Origin of the sequence: Alteribacillus persepolensis (assembly GCF_900099605.1) — a bacterium.
GTDB lineage: Bacteria > Bacillota > Bacilli > Bacillales > Marinococcaceae > Alteribacillus > Alteribacillus persepolensis.
On the sequence record NZ_FNDK01000010.1, the window covers coordinates 103,310 to 114,997 of the forward strand.

Genomic DNA, 11,688 nt, shown 5'->3' on the forward strand with positions numbered 1-11,688 from the left:
GCGGGTTTTTTTTACTTGTACATCAGTTGAAAAAGCAGTGCATACATAAGAGGAAGCGTGCACATAAAGAAGCTGTCTCAAGCCTTCATGTGCAGGCAGCCTCACTGCACGTATACGGATTGCTTCCATATGTTGACAATGCTGATGTTTTCCCCGCGTTAACATGTGATTCTTTTCTATCAGGATAAGAAAGACACATGACTTTTTAATCAATGGAAAACAGCCCGAAAGAGCAAGGCGCGCTGCGTCTTGCTTTTTTTATGTGATATATCGGGACATTGGGGGGATTATATTTCTTTTGAAGGACAGAAATCCAAAAGAGGTAATAAGTCTTAAATACAAAAAGCGACAATGGTCCTTGTTGATGCTTTATATTCAAGCTTCAGGCATTCCATTATCTTGATTTCAAGGTATTTGCAAAAATGGACAAATACAAGAACATACAGCAATGAAGATTCCTTGAGAAAAAAGACGCAATGCCGTATAGGATCAAATAGAAAAATGAAAGAGTTAAACATCATCTGCTTTTTTATTTCTTTTAGCACAAGTCTAATGTCTTGTTTCTATCATCATGCATCTTTTTCACATAAGAGTACATTTGTAGGAAACTATTTCCTATGATAAAAATATTTACTAGAATGTGACAATTTTGTTAGAAGCATCTGCATAAACGAGGATGATACACATGCTTATTGTATTAGATGAGACGATTGGGTTTAGCTCCTCCCCGTTCTTAGCTGGCCATGACACTCCCTATGTCATAAAGCCTGCCAAAACGAAAAAGCAAAATCAGACTTTTGACGAATATATACACACGCAGTCTTCTGCTGTTCTTCCTAAGACGCTGCGTCTTGGCTCGTATTCTATGGAAAGCGAAATTGAGTTCTTTTCCAACATCTTTCAGCGTTATGCGACCGCCGGCCCGATGATTTATTTTTATGACCCAGCGTATACCGACCATCCGGTGATACGCCGTGTGCAAAATGTTTTTCAGCCGGACAAAAAGCTGTACCCGCTGCCTGCTGCGCTGAACCGGGCCGAGACACTGTTTATTATCAACCGGCTGGCAGATATGAAAGATTGGTTTTCAACAAACGGGCTGACGTACCAGGAGCTTAGACAGCGCATTAAATCATGGACAGCTGGTGCATCGGGCTGGGTGTTGACCCCAAACACCAAGTCAATCTTTAAAAAGCGGACGCTGCATAAAGTCTATCGAAAGAAAAAGTGGGATGCGTATACGCAAGTCCGCATTCATGATTCTGGTAAATTGGAGTCTCGGAAAAAAGACACATTGCATGCGATTTGGGAAGACGTGAAGGGCGAGGCGGTCCAAAGAGATGCTTGGGTGGTAACAAAAGGTACGGAACTGTCTTCAGCAGATGTGCCCACCTATGCGTTAAAAGACGAGGCCTTTCCGATCAACATACCGTATGTGCAAGTGTTCGAACCTGCTGTACGGCATCAATCAACATGAATGGGAGATGAAAAACCATGCTGGATGCAAAAAGAAAGGCAATGATTTTTCTTGCTGCCGCTTTTATACTGGCTGTTTTAGCAACAGCTCTTATTCTAAATGAAATGAGAAACGTTCAAGCGTCTCTGGGGGAAACGATTGAGGTAGCAGTGGCAGATGAGAATATTCCAACGTATACAGAAATTAACGAAGAGATGATTTCTTGGGAAGAAGTGCCTGCTTCGACGGAAATTTCATCGTATGTACGAGAATCGTCGGAATTAGAAGGGTCCATCAGCATTGTTCCAGTGCAGCAAGGAGATTTAATGACAAAAAACATTTTGCGCTCGAGTGTTGATGTGCCGGACGATCACCGCGTCGTGTGGCTGAATGCCACAAATAATGTCGTGATGGACCAAGCGGTTGCAGAAGGAGATCAAGTCGATATTATCGTTTCTTACTCGTCATCGAATGCTGATCAGCGTACGAGAAGGCTGTTTACTTCAGTAGACGTTGTACAGCGAACAGAATCAGAGGAAGAGGAGGACATACCAGCAAGTATTAAAGTATCGCTGCCGATAGACGAAGCAGAAGATTTGATTCACTACCAGAACACAGCTGATCAAATTCGGGTGCTTCTTGTCAATCAGGTGCAGACAAACCCGAATGAAGATCCTCAAGCTCCAAGTGGAAACGAAGAAGAGGCAAGTGAAGGTCAGGAAGAAGCAAATGAAGATCAAGACGCAGCGAATGAAGAGGAAGAAGCAGTCAATGAAACAGAAAATGAAGATGGAACAAATGACGAAGACAGCGAGCAGTAGGTAGAAAGGAAGGCAGAATCGTGAGCACGTATAGAGCCGCAATCATAACAAATAATGACCAAATCAAACAGCCGCTCAAAGAACAATTGGAAAACAAAGGTATGGACGTTGATGCAGGAGGGACTGCCATTGATGAGTCCTCTTTTTATCACTTTTTATTTGTGGGAGAAGATGTGTTTGACCGGCAAAGTCCCAACATGTTTCAACGGGCCTCGGTATGTATTGGGCTGCTTCAAGAACGTTCATTTGAAAATGTAAGGAACTGGATGAAACAAGGCGCAGAAGATGTTGTCCTTATTCCCGATGAGTGGGATCGGCTGGATGAGTTGATTGAATACGGGCTGGAAAAAATCGAACGAGCGACAACTATTTCCAGCGGAAGTTCCATAGGGGGCGAGGTGCTGGCGTTTTACAGCGCCAAAGGAGGCAGCGGCAAAACGCTGCTTGCGGCTATGCTTAGTCAATGTCTTAAAACCCAGTATGACAAAAAAGTTCTTTTTCTAGATTTAAATGCTCAGTTTGGCGGTGCAGAAGGATTAATGGCCCTAGAACCTGTTCGGAATTACAGTGACCTGCTGCCTGTGCTGAATGAACTTTCCATTCATCATGTCCACAACGTGACAACTGAACAGGAACAAACGGAGCTTGAGGTACTGAGCGGCCCGTCTCATCCTGAAAAGGCAGAAGAAGTCACCGAAGAGCTGGTCCAAAAGCTTATTCGGCTTTGTAAAGAGCACTATGACTATGTAATTGTTGATGTTCCTTCTTTCTTTCAAACGATTACATATACTGCGCTCACCGAAGCAACAAAGATTTATTATCCGCTGACTCCTGATACGATGGCGATTCGCACGTTTAAACAAACGAAAGCCTTGCTTGACCGGCTGCAGCTTACATCCAAGGACAAGTTTCAATTAATCATCAATAAAACAGAGACGAAAAATGAGATTACAGAAAAAGATATTAAGAATATTGTCGGTATAGAAGCTGTTGGAAAAGTGAGAGCGGACTTTTATGGCATTCAGCCGTTCATTAATATGGGACTTCCTTTTTACACGAAAAAAGGCAAGGTCAATCAAACGAAACCAACCGCAGACATTAACCGTTTCGTTCAAAAGAATCTGGTGAAGATGAAAGGAAAGTGATTGCTGTGTCTTGGCTGGAAAAAGTTCAACAACCTTCGTCTTCAAGGGAATGGACGAAAACAGACAAAGGTATGATTAAAGACACAAATGTGGACCGCTGGGTGAGGCACTACAAAGACAGGCTTATTAAAGAAGCGAATTTAGAAGAGATTATTACGCTTCCTCCACTGGAAAAAAAGCAGAGTATTGAGCGTCTCGTGTCACAAATGATTGATGAAGAAAAAGTCATTATTCCAAGTCACGACATGAACGAGATCATCCAGCAGCTTATTCATGATTCGGTCGGCTTTGGACCATTGGAGTCTCTGTTAGAAAGAGATGACATTACAGAAATCATGGTGAATAGTCCTGATGATATTTACATCGAACGGCAAGGAAAACTAGAGAAAACATCGGTCCGCTTTAAAAATGAGGAACATATCCGGCATATCATTGATCGGATTATCGCACCAATTGGAAGAAGAATTGACGAAAGTTCCCCCATGGTCGATGCGCGTCTTCCAGATGGAAGCCGGGTGAATGCGGCGATTCCTCCTGTCAGCATCGACGGCCCTATCATTTCCATTCGTAAATTTAATAAAGATCCGTTTTCTTTGGAGGATTTAATTAGTTTTGGAACGTTAACAGAAACAATGGGCGAGTTTTTAGAAGCACTCGTAAAAGCAAAAACCAATATACTCGTCTCCGGTGGAACTGGCAGCGGGAAGACAACACTTTTAAACGTTCTGTCCGGTTCGATACCACAAGGCGAGCGGATTGTCACGATCGAAGACATGGCGGAGCTGCGTTTTAGCTATGACAACCTTGTCCGCATGGAAGCACGTCCGGCCAACATGGAAGGAGAAGGTGAAATTACCATTAATCATTTGGTAAAAAATGCGCTTCGCATGAGACCGGATCGTGTGATTGTCGGGGAAGTCCGAAGTTCGGAGGCACTGGACATGCTGCAAGCCATGAACACAGGCCATGAAGGGTCACTGACGACTGTTCACGCCAACTCTCCGAAAGACGCACTCGGACGTTTAGAGGCGATGGTGATTATGTCCGGACTTCCGCTGACAGTGGATGTTATTCGCGGTTATTTTGTCGGTGCTCTTGATGTGATTGTGCAGACAGAGCGGTTGATGGATGGAACGCGCCGAATTGTCGCTATTGCGGAAGTATTTGAAGAAAATGGAGAAATCCGTATTCAAGATATCTTTCGTTTTAAACAGATGGGTTTTTCTGAGCAAGGAAGCATTACAGGTGCTTTTGAGGCGACTGGTTATGTTCCGAAAATCTCGGAACGGCTGCGCGCCTATGGACAAGCCTTGCCAGACGTGTTTTTTAAAGAAGGTGAATTGGCATGACAGCTTTATATCTTGTGCTGACGCTTTCCCTGTTTTCGTTTATGATTTTTCTTTACTATATCGTAAAAATGTATCGAATGGCTAAGCCCCGCAGGCGGGTCCAGACATGGTTTAAAACACAGGATGAAGAAAAACGGCGCAGTTTTATTTTTCTATTAGGAGATCAGTTTGATGAGTCATTAATGGCAGAGGAATTAGACAAGAAATTAAAACAAGGAGCAATCCCGATGAAGCCTTCCGAATACGCTGCCATTTGTATCGGATTGTTCCTCGTGCTGTGGCTGATCAGCCGTGTCATATTAGAGCTTATGTTCCCGATTGATCTTGTTGTTGCTTATGTAATCGTAAAAATTGGTTCCAATGTGTACTTGAAAACAAAGCGGGAAAAGCGGTCCGAAGCATTTAATCAGCAGCTTCCAGACGTCTGCCGGATGCTTGGCAACACGGTGAAAGCAGGACTGACTTTACAGCAAGGGATTACTATGGCGGGAAAAGAATTAAAAGCTCCCGCTGGGCCGGAATTTGCGAAAATGTCCAGACAGCTCAGTCTAGGCGATAGTTTCGAGCGTGTCGTCTACCGCTTTATCGAACAAGTAGACAGCCGTGAAGTAAAAGTAATGATGAATACGGTGCTTATTCAACGCCGGATTGGCGGGAATTTAGCAGAAGTGATGGAGATGATGGCAGGAACGCTCGAAGAAAGAGGAAGAGTTCACAAAGAAATGAGTGCTGTGACAGCGGAATCGAAGTACGTGGCGTTCATTTTACCGATATTGCCGATTGCTACAGCCATTATGCTGAACTTGTTTATTCCCGGCTTTTTAAATCCGTTGTTTACCCCGCTCGGCCTTATTTTGATAGCTGTTTTTGTCGTCGTCTTAGTAATTAGTTCTTACGCAATTAAAAAGGTCACAGACATAAGGGTGTAGCCAATGAATGATGTAATAGTAAGTTTTGCCTTTTTGCTGATTGCCGGAGTGCTGCTTTTCTTATTCATCGGTTTTATTTATATATGGATGGCGGTTGCTAAAAAACAGCAGTTTTACAGCTATGTAGGAACAAAAGCAAAAAAGAAGAAGCAAAAAAAGCCGTGGAAGGAAACAATGATGGCACCTGTGGTGAAAGGGGCGGTCTACCTTGGTCCGACCGCCGTCAAGTATCCGCTGTTCGGGAAACACGAACAGTATGAGCGCTTGCTTAGTAAAGCGGGTAGCCCATTTCAGCTGAGGCTTCAAGATTTTTATGGCATGCGCTATATTCTCGGAATTTCTGCTTATGTTTTTGGCTGGGTTTATTTTGTGCTGGGTTTTCCTTTTGCTCTGTATGTACTAATTCTGCTGCCTGTGGCGATGTTTTTCGCTCCAGATATTTGGCTGCGTATGAAAGCAAAAGAAAGACAGGAAACGATCAGTTTAGAAATTCCGGACTTTCTTGATGTGGTGAGTGTGTCGCTGCAAGCAGGTGCATCACTGGATGGAGCGATGCAGCAAGTAGCCAGGCAAATGGGGGGTCCGCTTGGGGAAGAGATCGAACGTCTCGGCCGTGAAATTAACCTTGGTGTACCCCGGGTGAGAGCTTACGAAAATCTGCTGTATCGAAATGATGCGCAAGAGCTGGAGATGCTCATTCAATCATTAATTCAGGGAGGTGAACTTGGGGTTCCGGTGTCTCGCACATTCCGTGTGCAGGCAGACGACCTAAGAAGCACAAGAGGTTTCCGAGCAAAAGAAAAGGCAGCAAAGGCCAGTCCGAAAGTGACAGTTATTACGACGTTAACCATTGTTCCTTCTGTATTTATACTCGTTCTTGGTTTGCTTTTGTTAAACTTCCTGTATAATCCTGAGGCATTTGGTCTTGATATTTTCTTAAACTAAATCTTATGTGAAGGAAAAAGCGGTTCATGTAAACATGGGAATGAGAGAAGGCTGTTTATGGGACGAGCATCAGGGGGCAGCTGCCTGTGGAAAGAAAACAAGCTGCACACACATGAAGCGGCGGACGAGCCGCGCTTTAAAAAAGCAGAGAGTGGTGTGCTGCGGTACGTATCTATCGGCAGCGCAGTATGTCACAGAAACGACATGAAAGATGAAAATGAAAACAACGAGGAGTGAATGCAATATGGCAAACATGTATGGAAAAGCACAACAATGGTTCAGAAAGTATCTGGATAATGAAAAAGGTTCGGTATCGATGGAGTGGATCATGCTGGGACTTCTAGGAGTAGCATTGGTTGGGATTGTTGTTACAGCTTTAGGGGAGTCAGACGGCAGCACCATTGCATCAGCAATTACCGAAAAGATTGCAGAATTTATTAATGGTATCGGCTCCGAAGGGTAAAAGGTGAAAGAAAAACATGGAGGCGGAGATGGGATGCGGCATCTATTAAAATATGTAAAAAACGAACGAGGCTCTCAGCTCATTGAATTCGTCGCTGTATTTCCTTTAATCATCTTTGCCTTCTTATTTGTTTGGCAAATGGCGCTGGTAGCCTATACCGTCGTAGTCGCCGAAGGGGCAGCACGAGATGGAGCAAGAGTTGCTGCTGTAGCTGGTATTGAAGATCCAGCCGTTGATACAGCGGTGCACAATTCGGCACGAGGACTTGATGTTCTCGATATTCCTAAGAATGTAACCGCTAGTTCATACGGCGAAGAAGTCAGCGTTAATGTGGATGTTGCACTAAAAACGATCAATGTACCATTTGTAGGTGAGTTGGATTATGAAATTACGGGAAGCGCCACGATGCCTTATGAATCTGAAGAAGATGATTAAATCACAGCTTTCTTATGCGCGAAATGAGCGAGGAAATGCAATGATGATCTCACTCATTGTTGTGGTTTGCTTTATTTTTCTTGCTTTTGTATTTTTTGATATCTTTTCTACTTATGCCTATAAAAATGCCAGTCAAAATGCAGCAGATGCTGCAGCAGTTGCCGCTGCCAGTGAAGCAAAAGATATTTATGAAGAAGAGTTGGCAGAACGTCTGGAACAAGAATTTGCCCCTTTTGCCACAAGAATAAGAGACGCGATACGAAATGATGAAGAAGACGATGACGACGATGATGAGGCCGAGGCAAATGCTGTTGAGGAAGGCAGCGAAGAAGAACCCGAAGAAGATGCTCCATCAGAAGACGAACAGCTTCGAGAGGAAGCAGAGAATCGAGATGCACCGGACGAAGTGATAGATAAAATCATTGATGCCACTGTTCCATTAACGAATGAAGCACTTTTTTTCTTTTTTACTGATGAGGAAATAACCAGCATGATGTGTGGCGCTATTAAAAATAATTGGTCTGATATTGAAGACAAAGCAAATTATTTCGCCCAGAAAAATGGAGCGGAGGAAGTAGCAGAAATGGAATTTCCATACGGTGGGTCTTTTGAAATATTTGTATCGGTCGACACCGAAACGACATTTATTACCGTGCCTGATGAAGCATTTGCTCCAGGGGAAAGAGATATGCGTACAGAAGCGTCTGCTGGCATTCCTATTTTGGAAGGCGTTCAATTTCAATCTGGTTCGTGTAATGAATGATATGGGACAGGAGGGATGACATGACCGTTCTACATAAAACAGCAGCTATCCTCATGGTATTATGTATTGTCTTTCCTCTTGCCATTCCTGTCAATACAACCGCTGCGTCTGACATCAATTTTGATTATGGCGAGGATGAGCCAACATTAACTCAGACAGAGGGACAGGGAAGAGATACTGGCTCTTCTGGGGGCAATAGCGGCGGTGGAGATATACCTGGCGGCACTCCAAAAGAAAACTCCCCAGGTTTTTGGGGAAGCATCTGGAACTGGGGGAAAGAAGTCGTTCAAGAAGCAGGCAGCACCGTTGCGGAATTTATGGGTGATGCAGGTGAGTCACTGGGAGATGCCGTATCAAGTGTGGCTCCCAATCTAGGCGAGAAAATAAAAGAATACAGCAATCAGCTGGAAGATATCATCAAAGGGTTAACCAATCCTGCCTCGGCGGGAGAGTTTTTCCGTTCGCTTGGAAAAGGGATGTTTGCCCTTTCTCCGATTGGCGGGGGAATGGTTCTTGCTGACTTGTTATCAAGCGGAGCGGTGGACGCGTGGAATGCGATGCCTGATTGGGCTCAAGGATTGCTTAAAGGACTCGCGGTTGGAGTGGGCATTGCGGCTGCGATTATTGGCGGTGCGTTTCTGCTCGCTGGATTAGGAGTTATTGCAGCCGGCACGCTTCTCACTGCAGCGGTTTTGGCAGGAATTGGTGCTCTGGGTGCTGCGATTTACGGAGCCATTGCCGGCGGAGAGAATTTTAGCGCACTGACGGCCAGTGGAATTGTATTAGGAACTGTCTTCATTCCGCTGTCTGGAAAAATAGCCGGGGCGGTACTTAGTACACGCATGGCCCTTATGCTGGGCGCACGGGCGCATCTGGCGTTTGGCAGTTTTTCCGGCTGGGCGATGACAAAGCTGTCAGCCGGCTGGGCAAGCATTTCAGGATTTCTTGCTGCCAATAAAATGGGGTTTCTCATCGGGGGAGGCATCCCCTTTGCTCAACATGTAATGGTGCTGTGGGATGATCCTTCAGCTTTTGACATGAAAATGGCACTGGTGGACATCGCTGCAGGTACTTTGACCGGTGGACTCTTAGCTGGGCTGGGCAGCGGGTTTATGGCTCTTGCTCGAGCGGATAAATGGAAAAGGGTGCTGGCTGCTTCCGGGATAGGAGGAAGTGCTGCTGCGCTTAGTGACTGGGTACTTGGCAATGGTTTGGCTCTCTCTTCCTTTCTTACAGGTGCATTGATTACATCTATCTTCTTCCCAATGGGAGCTCATTCGATGACGATGGCCAATCAAACCATTGGTAAAGCACTGAATCCAAAGCAAAAAACAACGATGAATCAAGTCATCAATGTGATCAACGGAGTCAAACAGACGGTGTTTACAAATCACTTCAAAAAACCGATAACAGATGGGTTTCATAAACTAGGAGAGATGTTTTCCAATGGCTGGAACCGTTTGACAGAAGGAAATTTAAGCAACGTAGAACATGTCGATACGGAACAGCTTCAACATAACATCGATGAAAAAACAAACAGTCGTTCATGAGGATAGTGAGGAATACGTATGTTAGTGAAGTTATTAAATGTAAGTGTTGTATTGTTTTTTGGTATAGGAATTGCTTCCTTTGTTGTATTTGGCATCAGCCCGGAGGCAGCAGAAGAGATTTTCACCATTCCATGGCTGAGTGTCTCTGTGAGGCTGTTGATGTTTGTGTTATTGATTGCTGCAATGACCAATTTCTTTCGTATGCATGCAAAAGAAAAACAAGTAAGATCCGCTCATCTTCGAAATGGTCTATTGGTATCCATATTCGGCGTGTTATTAGTTGACTGGAAAAATGGATGGCCGATTATCAGCTCGTTGTTCTAGTTTTGCTTTCGTTTTTCGAAACATGAATGACTCGAATAACAAAAGAAGAAAAGAACAGCTTCCACCGTAAAGATGCGGTGGCAAGCTGTGTTTTTCTAACAAGGCAAGAAAGTACACGAGTTTGGTGTTTTCATGGTCCAGCGCAAGCGCCTGCTCGCTCGAGACTCCCTTGGCAGGCTGTGGAAAGGAAAGCCCAGCTTTCCATAGACGAGCCTGCAGGACTTGCCCGCAGCCCTCGAATAGCATGAGGCTGAGGCCATACCCGCGGCAGCCGTCCCGTCTGCAGCAGATGCGTTCTAAAGCAGCAGCTTCTACGGTGACAAGGGCGGTAGTTGAGTGGGTTTCTCAACCATCGTTTTTCTTAAAAGGAGGACCCGGTATGTTAAAAAAATCAGGGATTCTGTTTGTATTACTTATAATGGTTTTAGCTGCGTGTGCTAAACAAGAGGAACCTAATACTTCCGTTGAGCCTGCAGCGGAGTCTGATGAAGAAGAAACAAAAGAGCATGACACAGGGGAAGAACAACTAGAAGAGAAAAAACAAGAAGTGGAAAAAGAAGAAGCAGATGAGAAAGAAGAGGATTCCCATTCTCCGTTTGATGTATCTGCTCCCAATGTATCTGCGCCTGACGTCGAAGCTCCCGAGGTGAGTGCACCGGAAATTAGCGCACCGGAAGTAACGGTAAGCCAAGAAGGAGAGGAAGTTATCATTAACATGCCAGATCATCTCCTGTTTGATTTTGATGAGTCTATGCTTCGTGAAGATGCGCGGGTTTTACTAGAAGAAATCAGCAGTGAGCTCGAACAATATGAAGCAGCAGATATTAGCATTCATGGACATACCGACAACCAAGGAGATGCGGCGTACAATCAGCAGTTATCGCAAAAACGCGCAGAAGCTGTGGAGACTTACCTTTTAGAAGAACAGGGGCTGGATCAATTCAGCTTTTCAACGAAAGGATTTGGGGAAAGAGAGCCGGCTGCTCCCAATGATAACGAAGAAAACCGCGCAAAAAACCGCCGAGTCGAAATGATTATCATACCAAAGGAAGCGTAAATGGCACGTCGGTGATGGAGAGAGGAGAAGACGGTAGAAAAAGACAGCTATAATCAATCTGAGCCATTGCTAACATCTCCTAATAACCTCCTGCTGAACGTTGTTGGTCCAACGAGGAGTGTAAAGTTATTTTTGGAGGTTGGCAAGTGGCTCTTTTTTGTCTGGTGGAATATCAGAAATTAGATTACGAATGTTACAATTTTAGTCTGCCATAAACACTTTTGATATACACTAATTACCTATGTAGCAGAAGCTTTCTTGTGGAATCTTTGAGTGATGTCCTAAATATGTTATCTTTACACGTCTTATAATTTTCCCTACATCCTAAAAGTGTTATATTTCTTGTTTTGATTGTCTAATCAAATTTATAAAGTAAAAATCATGGTAGCAGCTAAGGCAATATCATCTACATGTGTGGTACATACCCATTTAAAATAAATCACCCTTGAGT

General features: G+C 44.3%; 13 protein-coding genes. All 13 read left to right on the top strand.

All coding sequences use genetic code 11. The annotated features are described in order from the left end of the window. Positions 1-685: 685 nt before the first annotated feature. The 13 genes from BLT18_RS09820 to BLT18_RS09880 all read left to right on the top strand — a co-directional run bounded on the left by BLT18_RS09820 (position 686) and on the right by BLT18_RS09880 (position 11,237). Positions 686-1,477: a hypothetical protein gene (locus BLT18_RS09820; RefSeq protein WP_091273504.1), complete on the top strand. Its 792-nt coding sequence runs from the start codon at positions 686-688 to the stop codon at positions 1,475-1,477. 17 nt (positions 1,478-1,494) lie between these two features. Further along, positions 1,495-2,277: a Flp pilus assembly protein CpaB gene (gene cpaB, locus BLT18_RS09825; RefSeq protein ID WP_091273506.1), complete on the top strand. Its 783-nt coding sequence runs from the start codon at positions 1,495-1,497 to the stop codon at positions 2,275-2,277. 20 nt (positions 2,278-2,297) lie between these two features. After that, a complete protein-coding gene (locus tag BLT18_RS09830; RefSeq protein ID WP_091273508.1) occupies positions 2,298-3,422 on the top strand; it encodes an AAA family ATPase in 1,125 nt (374 codons plus the stop codon). A 5-nt stretch (positions 3,423-3,427) separates the two neighbouring features. Next, complete coding sequence (locus BLT18_RS09835; RefSeq protein WP_245705236.1) at positions 3,428-4,771, top strand: CpaF family protein; 1,344 nt, start codon at positions 3,428-3,430, stop codon at positions 4,769-4,771. After that, a complete protein-coding gene (locus BLT18_RS09840) occupies positions 4,768-5,700 on the top strand; it encodes a type II secretion system F family protein (RefSeq protein ID WP_091273509.1) in 933 nt (310 codons plus the stop codon). The genes BLT18_RS09835 and BLT18_RS09840 overlap by 4 nt, the downstream gene beginning before the upstream one ends. 3 nt (positions 5,701-5,703) lie before the next feature. Further along, positions 5,704-6,645 carry a type II secretion system F family protein gene (locus BLT18_RS09845; RefSeq protein ID WP_091273511.1) on the top strand — a complete coding sequence of 314 codons (942 nt, stop codon included), beginning with the start codon at positions 5,704-5,706 and terminating at the stop codon, positions 6,643-6,645. 57 nt (positions 6,646-6,702) lie between these two features. Beyond that, the gene (locus BLT18_RS09850; protein WP_091273513.1) at positions 6,703-6,882 is read left to right on the top strand and encodes a hypothetical protein; all 180 of its coding nucleotides are present in this window, start codon (positions 6,703-6,705) and stop codon (positions 6,880-6,882) included. A gap of 7 nt (positions 6,883-6,889) precedes the next feature. Next, positions 6,890-7,108, top strand: coding sequence for a hypothetical protein (locus BLT18_RS09855; RefSeq protein ID WP_091273515.1), 219 nt, complete (start codon positions 6,890-6,892; stop codon positions 7,106-7,108). 3 nt (positions 7,109-7,111) lie between these two features. After that, positions 7,112-7,543, top strand: coding sequence for a TadE/TadG family type IV pilus assembly protein (locus BLT18_RS09860; RefSeq protein WP_091273516.1), 432 nt, complete (start codon positions 7,112-7,114; stop codon positions 7,541-7,543). Positions 7,544-7,583: 40 nt separating this feature from the next. Next, positions 7,584-8,306, top strand: coding sequence for a pilus assembly protein TadG-related protein (locus tag BLT18_RS09865; RefSeq protein ID WP_175487460.1), 723 nt, complete (start codon positions 7,584-7,586; stop codon positions 8,304-8,306). Positions 8,307-8,326: 20 nt separating this feature from the next. Continuing rightward, on the top strand, positions 8,327-9,856 hold the full coding sequence (locus BLT18_RS09870; RefSeq protein WP_091273519.1) for a hypothetical protein: 1,530 nt from the start codon (positions 8,327-8,329) through the stop codon (positions 9,854-9,856). A gap of 18 nt (positions 9,857-9,874) precedes the next feature. After that, a complete protein-coding gene (locus tag BLT18_RS09875; RefSeq protein WP_091273521.1) occupies positions 9,875-10,180 on the top strand; it encodes a hypothetical protein in 306 nt (101 codons plus the stop codon). A 379-nt stretch (positions 10,181-10,559) separates the two neighbouring features. Then, the gene (locus BLT18_RS09880) at positions 10,560-11,237 is read left to right on the top strand and encodes an OmpA family protein (protein WP_175487461.1); all 678 of its coding nucleotides are present in this window, start codon (positions 10,560-10,562) and stop codon (positions 11,235-11,237) included. The last annotated feature ends 451 nt before the right edge of the window (positions 11,238-11,688 follow it).

Bases quoted from the DNA above. Each gene is read 5' to 3' on its own strand.
- BLT18_RS09820 (WP_091273504.1), top strand. From the start codon at position 686: ATGCTTATTGTATTAGATGAGACGATTGGGTTTAGCTCCTCCCCGTTC.
- cpaB (WP_091273506.1), top strand. From the start codon at position 1,495: ATGCTGGATGCAAAAAGAAAGGCAATGATTTTTCTTGCTGCCGCTTTT.
- BLT18_RS09840 (WP_091273509.1), top strand. From the start codon at position 4,768: ATGACAGCTTTATATCTTGTGCTGACGCTTTCCCTGTTTTCGTTTATG.
- BLT18_RS09845 (WP_091273511.1), top strand. From the start codon at position 5,704: ATGAATGATGTAATAGTAAGTTTTGCCTTTTTGCTGATTGCCGGAGTG.
- BLT18_RS09850 (WP_091273513.1), top strand. From the start codon at position 6,703: ATGGGACGAGCATCAGGGGGCAGCTGCCTGTGGAAAGAAAACAAGCTG.
- BLT18_RS09855 (WP_091273515.1), top strand. From the start codon at position 6,890: ATGGCAAACATGTATGGAAAAGCACAACAATGGTTCAGAAAGTATCTG.
- BLT18_RS09865 (WP_175487460.1), top strand. From the start codon at position 7,584: ATGATGATCTCACTCATTGTTGTGGTTTGCTTTATTTTTCTTGCTTTT.
- BLT18_RS09870 (WP_091273519.1), top strand. From the start codon at position 8,327: ATGACCGTTCTACATAAAACAGCAGCTATCCTCATGGTATTATGTATT.
- BLT18_RS09875 (WP_091273521.1), top strand. From the start codon at position 9,875: ATGTTAGTGAAGTTATTAAATGTAAGTGTTGTATTGTTTTTTGGTATA.
- BLT18_RS09880 (WP_175487461.1), top strand. From the start codon at position 10,560: ATGTTAAAAAAATCAGGGATTCTGTTTGTATTACTTATAATGGTTTTA.